The organism is Actinopolyspora sp. BKK2 (assembly GCF_011291845.1).
Lineage (GTDB): Bacteria > Actinomycetota > Actinomycetes > Mycobacteriales > Pseudonocardiaceae > Actinopolyspora > Actinopolyspora saharensis.
The window spans coordinates 560,516-576,500 of the sequence record NZ_JAANTE010000003.1; the positions used below are offsets into that span (position 1 = coordinate 560,516).

Annotated in this window: 13 protein-coding genes; 3 read left to right on the forward strand and 10 right to left on the reverse strand. The window is 69.9% G+C overall.

The annotated features are described in order from the left end of the window. Window positions 1-249: 249 nt before the first annotated feature. Window positions 250-993 (reverse strand): DivIVA domain-containing protein, encoded by a 744-nt coding sequence (locus G9Q41_RS09380; protein ID WP_092523026.1) that lies wholly within the window; start codon window positions 991-993, stop codon window positions 250-252. 298 nt (window positions 994-1,291) lie between these two features. Here G9Q41_RS09380 and G9Q41_RS09385 point away from each other — a divergent pair, with 298 nt between their 5' ends. Continuing rightward, window positions 1,292-2,332: an ion channel gene (locus tag G9Q41_RS09385; RefSeq protein WP_165632392.1), complete on the forward strand. Its 1,041-nt coding sequence runs from the start codon at window positions 1,292-1,294 to the stop codon at window positions 2,330-2,332. 111 nt (window positions 2,333-2,443) lie between these two features. Here G9Q41_RS09385 and G9Q41_RS09390 read toward each other — a convergent pair whose 3' ends face one another. Beyond that, on the reverse strand, window positions 2,444-2,887 hold the full coding sequence (locus G9Q41_RS09390) for a ribonuclease domain-containing protein (protein ID WP_165632393.1): 444 nt from the start codon (window positions 2,885-2,887) through the stop codon (window positions 2,444-2,446). A gap of 125 nt (window positions 2,888-3,012) precedes the next feature. On the opposite strand from G9Q41_RS09390, the gene G9Q41_RS09395 reads away from it, so the two are divergent. Next, a complete protein-coding gene (locus G9Q41_RS09395; protein WP_092523030.1) occupies window positions 3,013-3,477 on the forward strand; it encodes a GNAT family N-acetyltransferase in 465 nt (154 codons plus the stop codon). 64 nt (window positions 3,478-3,541) lie between these two features. Here G9Q41_RS09395 and coaD read toward each other — a convergent pair whose 3' ends face one another. From coaD to G9Q41_RS09425, 6 genes are all read right to left on the reverse strand, one after another. Beyond that, complete coding sequence (gene coaD / locus G9Q41_RS09400) at window positions 3,542-4,027, reverse strand: pantetheine-phosphate adenylyltransferase (RefSeq protein WP_092523032.1); 486 nt, start codon at window positions 4,025-4,027, stop codon at window positions 3,542-3,544. A 101-nt stretch (window positions 4,028-4,128) separates the two neighbouring features. Then, a complete protein-coding gene (gene rsmD, locus G9Q41_RS09405) occupies window positions 4,129-4,692 on the reverse strand; it encodes a 16S rRNA (guanine(966)-N(2))-methyltransferase RsmD (RefSeq protein ID WP_092523034.1) in 564 nt (187 codons plus the stop codon). Window positions 4,693-4,869: 177 nt separating this feature from the next. Then, complete coding sequence (locus G9Q41_RS09410; protein WP_165632394.1) at window positions 4,870-8,247, reverse strand: pyruvate carboxylase; 3,378 nt, start codon at window positions 8,245-8,247, stop codon at window positions 4,870-4,872. Window positions 8,248-8,524: 277 nt separating this feature from the next. Next, window positions 8,525-9,334, reverse strand: coding sequence for a methyltransferase domain-containing protein (locus G9Q41_RS09415; RefSeq protein WP_165632395.1), 810 nt, complete (start codon window positions 9,332-9,334; stop codon window positions 8,525-8,527). 67 nt (window positions 9,335-9,401) lie between these two features. Continuing rightward, window positions 9,402-11,585 (reverse strand): ATP-dependent DNA helicase RecG, encoded by a 2,184-nt coding sequence (gene recG, locus G9Q41_RS09420; protein ID WP_165632396.1) that lies wholly within the window; start codon window positions 11,583-11,585, stop codon window positions 9,402-9,404. Window positions 11,586-11,800: 215 nt separating this feature from the next. Next, entirely contained in the window at window positions 11,801-13,459 is a 1,659-nt protein-coding gene (locus G9Q41_RS09425) for a DAK2 domain-containing protein (RefSeq protein ID WP_165632397.1), read from the reverse strand. Between the two features lie 330 nt (window positions 13,460-13,789). On the opposite strand from G9Q41_RS09425, the gene rpmB reads away from it, so the two are divergent. Then, entirely contained in the window at window positions 13,790-13,981 is a 192-nt protein-coding gene (gene rpmB, locus G9Q41_RS09430; RefSeq protein ID WP_092523047.1) for a 50S ribosomal protein L28, read from the forward strand. A gap of 177 nt (window positions 13,982-14,158) precedes the next feature. Here rpmB and G9Q41_RS09435 read toward each other — a convergent pair whose 3' ends face one another. Both G9Q41_RS09435 and G9Q41_RS09440 read right to left on the reverse strand, forming a co-directional pair. After that, the gene (locus tag G9Q41_RS09435; protein WP_092523049.1) at window positions 14,159-14,836 is read right to left on the reverse strand and encodes a uracil-DNA glycosylase; all 678 of its coding nucleotides are present in this window, start codon (window positions 14,834-14,836) and stop codon (window positions 14,159-14,161) included. 98 nt (window positions 14,837-14,934) lie between these two features. Beyond that, window positions 14,935-15,900 (reverse strand): thiamine-phosphate kinase, encoded by a 966-nt coding sequence (locus G9Q41_RS09440; RefSeq protein WP_165632398.1) that lies wholly within the window; start codon window positions 15,898-15,900, stop codon window positions 14,935-14,937. Window positions 15,901-15,985 lie beyond the last annotated feature (85 nt).

The following is a 15,985-nucleotide window of genomic DNA, read 5'->3' on the forward strand; positions in this document are numbered from 1 at the left end:
TTTCGGCTCGGCATTCCACGGTTGACGGGGCCTGCACACCCGGCCGGAAGGTTCACACCACCGGCCGCCCGCCGCAACGGTCCCGACGAACGGACGGCAGTGCATCACGTGATCGCACTTCGCGGCTCCTGCACGCCGACGAGTACGGAACCAGGCAGGCCACCCCGCCCAGGGTACGCCACCACCGGGAGGTTGGCGAAACCGCGCCGCGACTCCCCGACGCGGAACGCGGCCACGCGGCCGGCACGGTCAGTGCTCGCTGGCGGGCGAACCGTTCTCCGAGGGTTGCCACTCCTCGTAGTCGAACGGCGCGCTGATGGGGCGACGCAACTGCTGCCTGCCCTTGCCCACGGTGCGCAGCGTCCGACCGAGCAGCTCCTCGAAATCGGCCAGCCGCGAGTCGACGTAGGCGTCGCAGTCACCGCGCAGACGCTCCGCTTCCTCCTTGGCCTCCTCGATCAGGCGACTGGCCTCCTGCTGGGACTGCTGCACCACCTCGGTCTCGGAAACCAGCCGCGCCTGCTCCGAGCGCCCCTCGTGCAACGACTGGTCGTAGGCGGCGCGTCCGGCCTGAACCATGCGGTCGGACTCGGACTGAGCCTTGGCCACGTACTCCTCGTACTCGCGTCGCGCGTTGTTGATGGTCTGCTCGGCCTCGGAACGGGCCTGCGCGAGGATCTCGTCGGCACGCTCCCGCGCGTCGGCGAGCATCTTCTCCGCCTCGGCGCGCGCCTCGGAGGAGGTCTTGTCGGCCTCCGAACGCGCGCTGCTCAAACTCTGATCGGCCTCTGTCTTGGCCTTGTTGACCAGCTCGTCCCGGTGATCGAGCACGTCCTGAGCGTCGTCGAGCTCGGAGGGGTACGAATCCCGCACCTCATCGAGCAGCTCCAGGACGTCGCCACGCGGCACGACGCATCCAGAGGTCATCGGAACACTTCGCGCTTCCTCAACGATCGTGACGAGCTCGTCGAGCGCCTCGAACACCCGGTACACGTCGATCTCCCTGCAGTTGTGTTCACCCGAAGGATACTTGCCCGGCCGGGTCAGCTTCTCAGAGCAAGCGGCACCTGTCGTGGATCACCCCGCAACCGGGCGTTTCGAACCGGTCACCGCGGGTCCCGACACGCGTTCCAGTCTGCCCGGTGCAGCGCCCGGTACGCGGGATGTGGGCCACCGCGTGTCCACGGTCGCGGGTATCGTCCTCTCCCGGACCGGACCCGCTCCGAGGGGCACCCCCGGCCCACCGCATCGCACCGTTGCCCGATGAGGATCACTGATCCCGGAGGTCGGCTTGTACACCGTGCTGTTCCGCCTGCTTCAGCGCTTCGTCGGCCTCCGCTCGTGGGCTACCCCAGCCGTGGTGATCGTTTTCGTGTTCTTCACGAGCTGGCCGCTGATGGCGCTGTTCGAGTCCGCGGGCAGCGAGCTCGTACAACCGGCCAACTACTGGTGGTGGTTCCTGGTCACCACGTCCACCGTGGGCTACGGGGACTTCTACCCGGAAACGACCGGAGGGCACGTCGTCGGCGTGTACGTGATCCTCGGGGGGATCGCTACGTTGACGACTCTGTTCACGCATCTGGCGACGAAACTGGAAACGGCTAGGGGCAAGCGAATGAGCGGGACCGCCGCACTGCACGTGTCCGAGCACGTGCTGATGCTGGGATATCACTCGGGGCGCACCGAACGCATCCTCGACGAACTGCTGGCCGACGGACGTCACTCGGTCGTGCTCGCCGCCTGGGACGAAGTGGACAGGAACCCCGTTCCGGACCGCGGTATCGGCTTCGTCCGCGGCGATCTCAGCTCGGAGGAGGTGCTGCGCCGAGCGGGGCTGCACCGAGCCCGTTCGGTCCTCATCGACGCCCACGACGACAACGAGGCGCTCGCCGTGGCCGTCACCGTCGACCACGTCAACCCCGAGCTGGCCCCCGTGGTCGCTCTGCGGGACATGAGCAGGGCCGAGCACCTGCGCTACGTGAACAGCTCCATCCGGTGCGTCCAGTGGCACACCCCGCAGATGATCAGCGAGGAGCTGCTGGACCCGGGGATCACCCAGGTTTACGCCGAGCTCGTCACCCACGGCGGTGGGAACACCTACTCGTGCAGGCTGCCCGACTCGCTCGACCAGACCAGCTACGGTGCGTGCCAGCTCGCCCTGGGCAGGCGTTACGGCGCGACTGCACTGGCCGTGCGCACCCGAAGCGACCTGCTGGTCAGCCCGGAGTGGGAGACCCGGCTGCCCGCGGGCAGCACGCTGTACTACATCGCCAGGCAACGGGTCTCCCCGGACGGGCTCGCCCGCGCGATCCGCGAGGCGGAGAAGGCGTGACCGCCTCGCCCCGGTCGTCCCCCCCGCGATGGGACCGGTGGTGGAGACACCGCTCCCACCGCGGAGGAACCGGCCGGCGAGCGGCCCGCTGATCAGGAACGCACTCCCCGCTCAGGAGTTGATGTCGGTCAGCCGGAAGCTCTCGTAATGGTCGTCGGTGTAGAAGTACTCGCCCTCGGAACCGACCACGAAGCGCCGGGCGCCCCTGTGATCGACGCCGGGAGTGTCGACGGTGTACTCGTGGTAGTAGCCCTCAGGGCAGTCGGGCAGAATCCCCTCCCAGTTGTGGAAGACCCCGCCGTCCTCCGGATACGGATAGGGGCCTCCCTGCTGGATCAACCGCACGGTGTCGGTCGCCTCGGGGGGAAGATCGGACAGTGCGACCTGTTCGAAACCGGAGGTGTTGCCGCACGCGGCGGACACGGCAGCCGAGCTCCCCGCCGAGTGCGCCGGGGCGGGCTCCGCCGAGGCGACCGTGGCGGGCACCAGCAGCCCCAGCACGGCGAACAGTCCCGCCAGCAACACCCTCGGAGCATTCGCAGTGTGTTTGCGCATGAGCTTCACGTTAAATTCGGCACATGGCCCCGGGATAGCGTTCTCGTTAAACTCCGGTGGCGAGCGGTTCCACACCGAGGCAACGGGAACCGCTCCGCTCACCGCCCGACTACACTGCTCCTCCGATGGACGATGTGGACGAGGAAGTGAGTTTCCGCCGCGCGACGTCGCGGGACGTGGACGCGGTGGTCTCCCTGCTCGCCGACGACGAGCTGGGCAGGGGCAGGGAGCAGCCGGGCGACCCCGCCTACCGCGCGGCGTTCGCCGAGATCGACGCCGATCCGAACCAGCTGCTGATCGTCGCGGAGCGAGCCGGGGAGATCGTCGGAACCCTGCAGCTGAGTCTGCTCGCGGGCCTGTCCCACCTCGGCACCAAACGGGCCCAGCTCGAGGCGGTTCGGGTGCGTTCGGACCTGCGCGGCCTGGGAGTCGGCAAGCGCATGTGCGAATGGGCGATCTCCGCGGCACGGCAGCGCGGTGCCGGGCAGCTCCAGCTGACCTCCGACAGCGGCCGCGAAGACGCGCACCGCTTCTACGAGCGACTCGGGTTCAGCGCCACGCACGTGGGCATGAAGATGCACCTGGACTGACTCTCCCGGACTCCGCCCGCACCTCTTCGCCGCGCATCGCCGCGCGACGGCGCGAAGTGGGGACTCACTCGCCCGTTTCGGCCAACCGGTCCAGCAAGCGCCGCTCGATCTGGGGCGGAAGCAGATTGGAGACGTCGCCGCCGTAGGTGGCCACCTCCTTGACCAGGGAGCTGGCCAGGAAGCTGTACAGCGGGTTGGTCGACATGAAAAGCGTCTCGACTCCCGAGAGCCGCTGGTTCATCTGAGCCATCTGCAACTCGTAGTCGAAGTCGCTGACGGCACGCAGTCCCTTGACGATGGCGCCGATGCCGTTCGCCTTGCAGTAGTCCACCAGCAGGCCGTGCCAGGAATCCACGACCACGTTGGGCCACGGCTTGCTGACCTCGCGCAGCATCTCGATTCGCTCGTCGACGTCGAACAGGCTCTTCTTGCTCTTGTTCACGAGGACGGCGACGGTCACCTCGTCGAACAGACCGGCAGCTCGCTCGATTATGTCCAAATGGCCATTGGTGACCGGATCATAAGAGCCTGGACAAACGGCACGCCTCATGAGCGGCAACTTAGCAGCATCCTCCGGAAGAACTCAGGTCGAGGTGGTGTGATTCACCGCGCCCGCCGAGCAGCGCCCACCGCCCGCGCGGACGTCGCGGCTCACTGCCCCACGACGCGCTCGGCCCAGTACACGGCCGCATCGCCGTACCGCTTGCTCCGCAGCGGCTCCAGTCCCCGCGGCCACTCCGGGGCCGGGGTGTTCCAGAACCGCTCGACCACGACCAGCGCGTCCGCGCTCAACCACTGGTTGAGCACCAGCGCCGTCCAGCACTCGTCCAGCTCGGCCGGATCCATCGCGAAGGGCGGGTCGGCGAAAACCAGGTCATAGGGTTCACGTGGCGCACCGGACAGCACCGAGCGCACCTGAGCCTGGCGTACGTCGAGGGACTCGAACCCCAGCCCCGCGGCGTTGCGCCGCAGCACCGCGGCGGCCTTCCGGTCCGATTCGACGAACGTGGTGTGCGCGGCCCCCCGCGAGAGGGCTTCGAAGCCGAACCCACCGGACCCGGAGAACAGGTCCAGCACACGCATGCCGGACAGCTCGGTCATCGCCTCGAGCGCGCTGAACAAGGCCTCCCGCACCCGTTCGGTGACCGGCCTCGTCCCGCGCTGCGGAACCTCGATCCGACGCCCACCGGCACTTCCCGCAACGATTCTGGTCACCGCTCCATCCTCGCCCATTCGGGCGCACCGCGAACGCGGAGGGTGGGAATGGGCCGGTGTACGCGCTTCCGACCGGCCCGCAGCACCCCGGGAGGGGAAGGCCGCGCGCGGAAGCCGGGCTGCGGTTCCCGCACCGACCGCCCGGCCCCCGCGCGGAGCCGTTCGAGAAGGACCCGTTCAGCCGATCTCGATGATCAGGTCACCGCCCTCGACCTGCTGGACCGAGCCGATCGCCACGCGCTTGACCGTCCCACTCCGCTGCGCGGTGATCGCGGCCTCCATCTTCATCGCCTCGATCGTGGCGACCGTCTGTCCGCTCTCGACCGATTCGCCCTCGGAGGCGGACAGCGTGACCACCCCGGAGAAGGGGGCCGCCACGTGATCCGGGTTCGTGCGCTCGGCCTTCTCCGCGACGGGCAGCTCGGAGGCCACCGACCTGTCCCGCACCTGGATCGGACGCATCTGACCGTTCAGCACGGCCATGACGGTGCGTACGCCGCGTTCGTCGGCCTCGCTGATGGCCTCCAGCCCGATCAGCAACCGAACGCCCTGATCCAGGTCCACCGCGTACTCCTCGCCGGGGCGCAGCCCGTAGAAGAAGTCCTTGCTGCTCAGCAGCGAGGTGTCGCCGTAGGCGTGGCGGTGCTCGGCGAAGTCCTTGGTCGGTTTGGCGAACAGCAGGCGGTTCAACGTGGCGCGCCGCTCCGTGACCAGCCCCTTGCGGTCCTCCTCGGAGAGGTCGACCAGCTGCCTTCCCGCGGAACGTCCCTGCAACGCGCGAGTGCGGAACGGCTCCGGCCAGCCTGCAGGCGGATCACCGAGCTCGCCCTGCAGGAAGCCGATGACCGAGTCCGGGATGTCGAACTTGTGCGGCTCGGCCTCGAACTCGGCCGGGTCCACGCCCGCACCGACCAGGTGCAGCGCGAGGTCACCGACCACCTTCGAGGAGGGGGTCACCTTGACCAACCGTCCCAGCATCCGGTCCGCCGCGGCGTACATCGCCTCGATCTCCTCGAACTTCTCGCCGAGTCCGAGAGCCACGGCCTGGGTTCGCAGGTTGGACAGCTGTCCCCCCGGGATCTCGTGCCGGTAGACCCGCCCGGTGGGAGCCGCGAGCCCCGCCTCGAAGGGCTTGTAGATCTTGCGGACCGACTCCCAGTAGGGCTCCAGGGCGCAGACGGAGTCCAGGTCGAGCCCGGTCTCCCGCTCGGTGTGATCGGTGGCCGCGACGATCGAGGAGAGCGCGGGCTGCGAGGTGGTTCCGGCCAGTGAGGCGGAGGCCCCGTCCACGGCGTCCACTCCGGCCCCGATCGCGGCGTGGTAGGTCGCCAGCTGCCCGCCGGGGGTGTCGTGGGTGTGCAGGTGCACGGGCAGGTCGAACTCGCTCCGCAGGGCGGAGACGAGCCGCTCGGCGGCCGGTGGCCGCAGCAACCCGGCCATGTCCTTGATGGCCAGCACGTGCGCCCCCGCGTCGACGATCCGTTCCGCCAGGCGCAGGTAGTAGTCCAGCGTGTACACCTGCTCGTTCGGATCGGACAGATCACCCGTGTAGCAGAGCGCCACTTCGGCCACCGAACGGCCGGTGTTCCGGACGGCCTCGATGGCCGGACGCATCTGCTCGACGTCGTTGAGCGCGTCGAAGATGCGGAAGATGTCGATGCCGGTGTCGGTGGCCTCAGCGACGAAGTGCTCGGTCACCTCGGTGGGATAGGGGGTGTAGCCGACGGTGTTGCGTCCGCGCAGCAGCATCTGCAGGCAGATGTTCGGCACGGCGGCCCGGAGCGCGGCCAGCCGCTCCCACGGGTCCTCGGCCAGGAAGCGCAGCGCCACGTCGTAGGTCGCCCCGCCCCAGCACTCCAGGGACAGCATCTCCGGAGTGGTGCGGGCCACGTGCGGCGCGACCGCGGTGAGGTCCTTGGTGCGCACCCTGGTAGCCAGCAGGGACTGGTGCGCGTCCCGGAAGGTGGTCTCGGTCACTCCGACCGCATCGGACTCGCGCAACCAGCTCGCGAACCCTTCCGGACCCAGCCGGTCCAACCTGTCCTTGGATCCGGCCGGTGGCGGGGTGCTGAGATCGGTGGAGGGCAGCTTCGCCCGCGGCTCGGGCGTCGCGGGGCGCTCCCCGTAGGGGCGGTTGACGGTCACGTCGGCGAGGTAGCTCAGCAGCCGGGTCCCCCGGTCGGCCGAGTGCCGCGCCGTCAGCAGCTGCGGGCGCTCGTCGATGAAGGAGGTGGTGATCCTTCCCGCGCCGAAGTCGGGATCGTCGAGCACGGCCTGCAGGAAGGGGATGTTCGTGGCGACCCCTCGAATGCGGAACTCGGCCACGGCACGCCGTGCCCGCGCCACGGCCGTCCCGAAGTCACGTCCGCGGCAGGTGAGCTTGACCAGCATCGAGTCGAAGTGGGCGCTGACGCTGGTCCCGGCGAAGGAGGTGCCCCCGTCCAGCCGGACCCCCGCGCCCCCGGGAGAGCGGTAGGCGCTGATCATCCCGGTGTCCGGCCGGAAACCGTTGGCCGGGTCCTCGGTGGTGATGCGGCACTGCAGAGCGGCACCGCGCAGCCCGATGTTGTCCTGGGACATGCCGAGCTCGCCGAGCGTCTCCCCCGCCGCGATGCGCACCTGGGACTGGACCAGGTCGGCGTCGGTGACCTCCTCGGTGACCGTGTGCTCCACCTGGATGCGCGGGTTCATCTCGATGAAGACGTGGTTGCCGTTCTCGTCGACGAGGAACTCCACCGTCCCCGCGTTGGCGTAGCCGATCTGCTCGGCGAACGCGACGGCGTCGGCGCAGATCCGCTCGCGCAGCTCCGAGTCCAGGCTCGGGGCCGGGGCGATCTCGATGACCTTCTGGTGCCTGCGCTGCAGCGAGCAGTCGCGCTCGTAGAGGTGCACGACGTTGCCCGTCGAGTCCGCGAGGATCTGCACCTCGATGTGGCGCGGATTGACCACGGCCTGTTCCAGGAAGACCGTGGGGTCGCCGAAGGCCGACTCCGCCTCGCGCATCGCCGCCTCGAGGGCCTCGCGCAGCGATTCGAGCTCGTTGACCCTGCGCATACCGCGGCCGCCTCCCCCGGCCACGGCCTTGACGAACACGGGGAAGGTCATCTCCGCCGCGGTCGCCAACAGCTCGTCGATGTCGCTGGACGGAGCCGAGGACTCCAGCACCGGCACTCCCGCGGAGCGGGCGGCCTGGACGGCGCTGGCCTTGTTCCCGGTGAGCTGGAGGATCTCGTGCGAGGGGCCGATGAACGTGATGCCCGCCTGCTGGCACGCCTCGGCGAGATCGGGGTTCTCGGAGAGAAAGCCGTACCCGGGGTAGATCGCGTCGGCACCGGCCGTTCTGGCCGCCCGAATGATTTCCTCGACGGACAGGTAGGCGCGGACCGGGTGCCCCGGTTCGCCGATCTCGTAGGACTCGTCCGCCTTTAGCCGGTGCAGTGAGTTGCGATCCTCGTGGGGGAACACGGCGACGGTTTTCGCGCCGAGTTCGTATCCGGCGCGGAACGCGCGGATCGCGATCTCGCCGCGGTTGGCGACGAGGACCTTGCGGAACATGCCGGCTACCTCCTGGGGCAGGTGTCGGATCGCCTGTGAACACTACCCCGAAAATTCTCCTCTCCGGGAGCACCTCCCGCGTGATGGAACTCATGATCACCCAATGAGGCGTGGATGACCTGGTGGTTCGAAGGTTCGCGACAAGGATCGACCAAAAGAAATAATACAAAAATTCACAAAAGTGGGGTTCAGTCGATTTTTTTCGACGATCTGTCGGAGCTCGTTCCGCCCGGCGGAGGGGTGCCGCCGAGCTCACCTCCGGCGCACATGAGCAGTGTCACACACGGCACAGCACCTCGCCGTGCAGCAGCACGAGCCAACCGTCCGGATTCCGGGACCACTCCCGCCAGGCCTCGGCGATCTCACCCAGTTCCCCCGCAGTGGCGTGCCCACCGCCGACCGCCTGCTCGGCGATCCGCGAGTCCGTGATGCGCTCGGCCCACATCTCGCCCCACCAGGCGCGCTCCTCGGGAGTCGCGTGGCACCACACCGAGGCGCTCGGGGTCACCTGCGCGGCTCCGGCCTCGTGCGCCCACGCCAACAGCCGCCGTCCGGCGTCGGGTTCGCCCCCGCTCGCCCGCGCGACCGCGCGGTAGATCTCCAACCACCGCTCCAGCCTGGGATCCGCGGGCCACCACGTCGCGGCCGCGTAGTCGGTGTCGCGCACGGCGACGATTCCACCGGGGCGGGTCACGCGCAGCATCTCGCGCAGCGCGGCCACCGGATCGGGCAGGTGCAGCAGCACCTGGTGGGCGTGCGTGACGTCGAAGGAGTCCGCTTCCGCCCGCAGTTCGAAGACGTCCCCCCGGGAGAGGACGACGTTGTGCACCCCGGATTCGGCGGCGGTGGCCCTCGCCCGCCGCAGCGCCGACTCGGCCGGGTCCACTCCGGTGACCGAACCGGGGCTGACGCGCCGCGCCAGGTCGACGGTGATCGTTCCCGGTCCGCACCCGACGTCGAGCACTTCGAGACCCGGCCGCAGGTGGGGCGCCAGATAAGCCGCCGAGTTGTCCACCGAACGCCAGTACTGCGAGCGCACCACGCTCTCCGCGTGCCCCTGCGCGTACACCGCCTCGTCTCGTCCCATGCTCGGGAAGCTAGGCGCCACTTCCCAACATGCGCAAAAGTTTTCCCACAATCCGGGAAAGGCTCGATCAGGCCTTCTCCAGGAACTCGGCCCGTTCCTCGGCCACCAGCTCGGCGACCATCGCGGCCAGACCCGGATGCGAGCTCAGTTCGGGATCCTGCCGAACGAACTCCTCGGCCTCAGCCCTCGCCTCGGCGATCAGCTCCTCGTCGTGCACCAGGGACAGCACGCGCAGCGTGGACTTCTTCCCGGACTGCGCCGCCCCGAGCACGTCCCCCTCCCTGCGTTGCTGCAGGTCGAGCCGAGCAAGCTCGAAACCGTCCGTGGTGGAGGCGACCGCTTCGAGCCGGTTCCGCGCCGGTGTCTGCGACACGGCCTCGCTGACCAGCAAACACAGCCCCGGGGAGGCGCCACGTCCGACCCTGCCCCGCAGCTGGTGCAGCTGACTCGTGCCGAAGCGGTCCGCGTCCATGATCACCATCATCGTGGCGTTGGGGACGTCCACCCCGACCTCCACGACGGTCGTGGCGACCAGCACGTCGATCTCGCCCGCGGCGAAGCTGCGCATGACCGAGTCCTTGTCCTCGGAGGCGAGCCTGCCGTGCAGCACGCCGAGACGGAGCCCCTCGAGGGGGCCCGCCCCCAGCTCCTCGGCGAGCTCCAGAACCGTCACCGGGGACCGCTGCTCGCCGTCCTCCCCGCTCGTGGTCTCCCGAGCGCCCGAGCCCGACTCGTCGCCCACTCTCGAGCAGACGACGTAGACCTGGTGCCCCGCCTCGACCTCCTCGCGAACGCGCTGCCAGGCCCGTTCCAGCCAGCTCGGCTTCTCCGCGGTGGGCACCACCGTGGTGCCGATCGGGGAGCGCCCGTTGGGCAGCTCGCGCAGCGCGGAGGTGCGCAGATCCCCGAAAACCGTCATGGCCACCGTGCGCGGTATGGGAGTGGCCGTCATCACCAGCAGATGTGGACAGCTTCGCTCCCCGGCGCGAACGCGCAGCGCGTCCCGCTGCTCGACGCCGAACCTGTGCTGCTCGTCCACCACCACCATCCCGAGGTCCGCGAACGAGACCCCGTCCTGGATCAGGGCGTGCGTACCGACGACGATGCCCGCGGAACCGGAGGCCGCGTCCAGCAGGGCCTGTTTGCGCTGCGCCGCGGAAAGCGATCCGGTCAGCAGGGTGACCTTCGTCGCCCGGTCGGAGGCCCCCAGTTCACCGGCCCCGGAGAACTCCCCCAGCAGTTCCCGCAGCGACCGCGCGTGCTGCGCCGCCAGCACCTCGGTGGGAGCGAGCATCGCCGCCTGCCTGCCCGAGTCGATCACCTGCAACATCGCCCGGAGCGCGACCACGGTCTTGCCCGAACCGACCTCGCCCTGCACCAGTCGGTTCATCGGATGCTCGTGGGCCAGGTCCTCCGCGATCCGCTCCCCCACCTCGAGCTGTCCCGCCGTCAGCGTGAAGGGCAGCTCGGCCTCGAAGGCCGCGGCCAGACCGTCCTGCCTGGGCGGGCAGGCCGGGGCCGGGCGCGCGCCGCGCTGCTCCCGCGACTGCGCCAGCGACAACTGCACCCCCAGGGCCTCGTCCCACTTCAGCCGGTACTTGGCCTGTTCCACCTGGGCGAGGTCCTCCGGCTGGTGGATGCGGCGCAACGCCGCGTCCAGCCCGAGCACGCCGATCCGCTCGCGCAGCGACTCGGGCAGCGGGTCTACCACCCCGTCCCAGCCGCTCAGAACCTGATCGACGCAACGGGCCAGCGACCACGAGGGCACCCCCTGGGAAGCCGGGTAAACCGGGATGAGCGCGCTGGCGAACTCGCGCGCGGCGCCCTGTTCGTCGGAATCCTCCTCGGTGAACAGCTGGTACTCGGGGTGCGCCAGTTGCAGCTCGCTGCGGTAAGCGGTCACCTTGCCCGCGAACATCCCCCTCCGCCCGGGCAGCAGCTCGCGCTCGCGCCAGGCCTGGTTGAAGAACGTGCAGGACATGGAGCGCGTTCCGTCGGTGATGCGCGCCTGCAGGATCGTGCCCTTCCGCGAACGCATCTTGCGCTTGCTCACGCGCTCCACGCGGGCGAGCACCGTGGCGTGCTCGCCGATCTCCAGTCCGCCGATCGGGGTGAGCTCACCGCGCTCGGCGTAGCGCCGCGGGTAGTGCCGCAGCAGGTCGCCTGCTGTGGTCATGCCGAATGCGCCGTTGAGCGCCTTGGCCGTCTTGGCCCCGAGCACTCGGTCGAGTTCGCTGTCCCAGCCGGTCATCGCTTCACCAGTCGCGCCACGGCGGTGTGGTCGCTGTTCGTCGACATCGGGCGAGCCCTCCGCACCGCCGTTGTCCACCGCCTCCCGCCCCGGAGGGGGCGTCCCCCACCGGACCGCGGGCACACCGGTGGTCGAAAGGCTCGGGGTCAAGTTATCCGACCCCTCCGACCGTCCCGTTCCGGGTAGGTGCCGGGCACGTGACTCACACGAACGGGTCACTCCACGCCCAGCATCAGCTCGGTGGCCGAGTCCCCGCAGGAATAGCAGGCCAGCTCCACCTCGGGATGAGTGCGCCGCAGGTGCTCGGCCAGGCTCTCGGACAACGCAGCCGGGGCGTGCTTCGGCACGAGCGCCGTCACCAACTCACCACCGGCCGCGAGCATGCGGTCGACGAGCTCGCGAGCGGCTTTCACGCGGTCACTGCCGATCAGCACCACCTCGCCGTCGAGCATCCCCAGCACATCACCGCCACGGCAGCGCCCGACCCACGTGAGCGCCTCCTCCGAAGCCACGACCAGCTCACCGCGCCGCGTCGCCGCGGCCGCCTCCGCGAGGGCGACCGTGTCCTCCGCGGTGCGCCTCGTCGGGTCGTGCACGGCCAAGGCGGCCAGCCCCTGCACGGGAGCGGCGGTCGGGATCACCACGGCGTCGATGCCGGCCCGGACGGCGGCGGCAGCGGCGTTGTCGGCCTCCTCCACGAGTCGCTCGTCGTTGGGCAGCAACAGCACCTCCCGGCAACCGGTCCCCAGGACGGCCTCCAGCATCTCCCGCGCACCGGGAGGTTCCGTCCCGTCGACGGTGAGGACCCCGGCTCCCTCCGCGTGGAACAGCTCCGCGAGTTCGGTTCCCCCCGCGAGGGCGAGCACCGCCCGACGGGCGGGCACGGAGCTCTCCGCCCCGTGCTGCGGAAGCTCCTCCCGTTCCCGTCGTCCCCCGTCGAGCTGGTCGGCGAAACGGGTGACCCGGATCCCGTGGACCCGCCCCACCTCGATCCCGGACTCGATCGCGGCGCCGACATCATCGCAGTGCACGTGCACCACCCAGGTGGTCTCAGCCGCCTCCCGGTCGTCCTCGCCCGCATCCGCGACCGAGACGCAGTCACCGATGCCGACCAGCCGTTCCCGCAGTTCGCGGGCGCCCGAGGAGGGCGCTGCCGACAGCAGGTACATGACCTCGTAGGCGTAGCCGGAGTCGTGCCGCGGGAACGGCACACTCCCGGCTTCCGCCTCCTCCGGGACCTCGGGGACGAGTCGCCGGCCGTCGCAGACCACGGCGTACAGCGCGTCCAGTATCAACACCACGCCGCGCCCACCCGCATCCACCACACCGGCCGAGGTCAGTTCGGGGCGCTGCGCCGTGGTCGCGCTCAGGGCCGTCACGGCCGCGAGCGTGGCGGCGTGCACGGCGTCGGCGAGCTCCTCCCGCTCGCGGCAGGCACGGGCCGCCGCCCGCAGAACCGTGAGCATGGTCCCCTCGGCCGGTTCGGCGACCGCGCCCGCGGCCAGCTCGCACCCGCGTTCCAGCGCGCCCCCGAAGTGCCGTCCGGTCATGCGCTGCTGCGCGCCCGCGCACCGGGTGCCCGCGTACTGGGCCATGCCGCGCAGCAGTTGGGACAGCAGCAGCCCCGAATTGCCCGCGGCACCGTGCAGCGCCCCCTCGGAGAGCGCGTTCAGCACGACGTGCGGTTCCGCCGCGCGCACCCGGTCGGCCGCCTCCAGCGCGGAACGCGTGGTCTGCAGCAGGTTCGTGCCGGTGTCGTTGTCCGCGACGGGGTACACGTTGATGCGGTCGATCGCCGCGCGGTTCGCTGTCAACGCGAGCACGGACACCTCGCCCCACCTGCGTACGGCGGATCCGTCCAGCGCATGCAGCACGGTTCCTCCAATGACTCGGCCGCCTCGCCGCGAGTGCCGTCGAGAATAGTCCCCGCCCCCGACAGGTCCCGCGCGGGAGCGGCACCCGAGGTGAGCGCGGCCTGTCACACTCGGTGGGTTAGACTGAGGCGGTTCCCGGAGGTCGTGTACCGATTCGCCGGGTCGGTGGGTGCCGCCGGAAGAGCGGTGCACAGGCACGCAGTCACCCCTGGGTGGACGGCTTCACCAACGTGGGGTCGCCGCGTGGCCTCTCAGCGCTGTCACCGCACGAGCATGGCCCGCGCCGGGCGGCGCGGGGTGGACATTCGAGCGAAGTTAGGGGTGTCTGACGTGGCTGCCGTCTGCGACGTCTGCAACAAGGGACCGGGTTTCGGTATGGCTGTCTCGCACTCGCATCGGCGTACCAAGCGCCGGTGGAATCCGAACATCCAGACCGTGCGCGCCAAGGTCAGCGCGACCCAGCGCAAGCGGCTGAATGTGTGCACCTCCTGCCTGAAGGCGGGCAAGGTCGCACGTGGCTGAGTCGGCCCTACCAGCCGACGGGTCCCCGTGACCCCACGAGCGCTCGGCCGGGACCACCCGGCCGAGCGCTCGTGTTCGAGGGGACCGTCCCGCACCACCGGGTGCGCGGAAGAGAAGAACCGGGGCGAGCCGCCGCGTGGAGCTCGTCCCCGGTGATGTCGTCGGCCGACCGGCCGGTCAGGGCAGTTTCCAGTCGATCGGTTCCGCACCTCGCTCGCGCAGCATCTCGTTCGTCTTGCTGAAGGGGCGCGAGCCGAAGAAGCCGCGATCCGCCGACATCGGACTCGGGTGGGGCGATTCGACGCATCCCACCCCGGGCATCAACTGACGCAGACTCCGAGCGTCCCTCCCCCACAGGATCGCCACCATGGGCTGGGAGCGCTGGGCCAGCGCCCTGATGGCCTGGTCCGTGATCACTTCCCAGCCCTTGCCGCGGTGCGAGGCCGATTTGCCCGGCTGCACCGTGAGCACGCGGTTCAGCAGCAGCACCCCGCGCTCGGCCCACGGGGTCAGATCACCGTTCGACGGTTGCGGAAGCCCGAGGTCGTCGCTGTACTCCCGGAAGATGTTGGTCAAACTCCGCGGAACAGGGTCGACGTCCGGAGCCACCGAGAAACTCAACCCGACGGGGTGTCCCGGCGTGGGGTACGGATCCTGGCCGACTATGAGCACCCGCACGTCCTCGAACGGCTGCTGAAACGCGCGCAGCACGTGCTCTCCAGCAGGCAAGTACTCGCGTCCCTCGGCGACTTCCGAACGCAGAAAGTCACCCATGGTGGCTATCTGGTCCTCCACCGGCGCGAGCGCTTCGGCCCAGCCTGGTTCCACAATCTCATTCAACGGGCTCCTGGTCACGGACCATGACCCTAGCTACCGCCTTGATCAACTCCACCGACCCCCTGACCGGAGGACGGTGCGCTGCACGCGGCCCGGTCGGGTCCGGGCCGCCCGGATCACTGCCTCCAGTGCTGCCAGCCGGACTGCTGTTCGTACTCGGCTCCGTCCACGGTGACCCCGGAACCCTCGCCCACCCGGCCCACCGCGCTCCATCCCGCGGGCACGGCCCCCTCCGGGAAGGTCGCCACCAGCGCCTGGTCCTCCCCTCCGGTCAGCACCCACTGCCAGGGGTTCGCCCCGAGCGCGGAGGCGACCTCCGAGAGCCGCTGGGGCACCTCCACCCAGTCGGTGCGCACGTCGACGGAAACCCCGGAGGCCTCGGCGATGTGGCCGAGGTCGGCCAGCAAGCCGTCCGAGACGTCGATCATCGCGGTGGCCCCGGCCTCGGCCGCTTCCGGCCCCGCCGCGTAGGGCGGTTCGGGCACCCGGTGCGCCCCGACCACGGCCAGCGGGGACCGAAAACCACGAGCGAGCACGGCCAACCCGGCGGCCGACCACCCCAGTCGGCCCGCACAAGCCACGATGTCCCCCGGGCACGCCCCGGACCTGGTCACCGGGGGTCGCCCCTGGAGGTCGCCCAGCGCCGTCACGGAGATCGTCAGGGTCGGTGAGGTCGCCATGTCACCGCCGACCAGGTCGATCCCGACCGTTTCGGCCTCCGCCCACATTCCCGCGGCCAAACCGTCGACCAGCTCGGTGGAGGCATCGGGCGCGCATCCCAGCCCGACGAGCAGGCCGGTGGGCACCGCGCCCATGGCCGCTATGTCGGAGAGGTTCACCGCCACCGCCTTGCGCCCCACCTGGTGGGGGCTGGACCAGTCCAGCCGGAAGTGCACATCCTGGACGAGGACATCGGTGGTCGCCACCACCCGGTTGTCCGGTGCCGAGAGAACGGCCGCATCGTCCCCCGGCCCGAGCAGTGTGCTCCTCGCCCGGGAACCGCCTTCGGTGACCCGCCGAATGAGACCGAACTCACCGAGCTCGGAGACGGTTCGTTCGTCCTGTCCCTGCTCGGGATCCAATGGAACTTCCTTTCCTTCAGCGTCAGTCCGGGACAATGCGGTAACTTGCCCGGTTAGTTTCCTATGTCGGGCACACTCGACCAGA

Bases quoted from the DNA above. Each gene is read 5' to 3' on its own strand.
- G9Q41_RS09410 (WP_165632394.1), bottom strand. From the start codon at position 8,247: ATGTTCCGCAAGGTCCTCGTCGCCAACCGCGGCGAGATCGCGATCCGC.
- recG (WP_165632396.1), bottom strand. From the start codon at position 11,585: ATGACCGGCTGGGACAGCGAACTCGACCGAGTGCTCGGGGCCAAGACG.
- coaD (WP_092523032.1), bottom strand. From the start codon at position 4,027: ATGAGGCGTGCCGTTTGTCCAGGCTCTTATGATCCGGTCACCAATGGC.
- G9Q41_RS09390 (WP_165632393.1), bottom strand. From the start codon at position 2,887: ATGCGCAAACACACTGCGAATGCTCCGAGGGTGTTGCTGGCGGGACTG.
- G9Q41_RS09395 (WP_092523030.1), top strand. From the start codon at position 3,013: ATGGACGATGTGGACGAGGAAGTGAGTTTCCGCCGCGCGACGTCGCGG.
- G9Q41_RS09415 (WP_165632395.1), bottom strand. From the start codon at position 9,334: ATGGGACGAGACGAGGCGGTGTACGCGCAGGGGCACGCGGAGAGCGTG.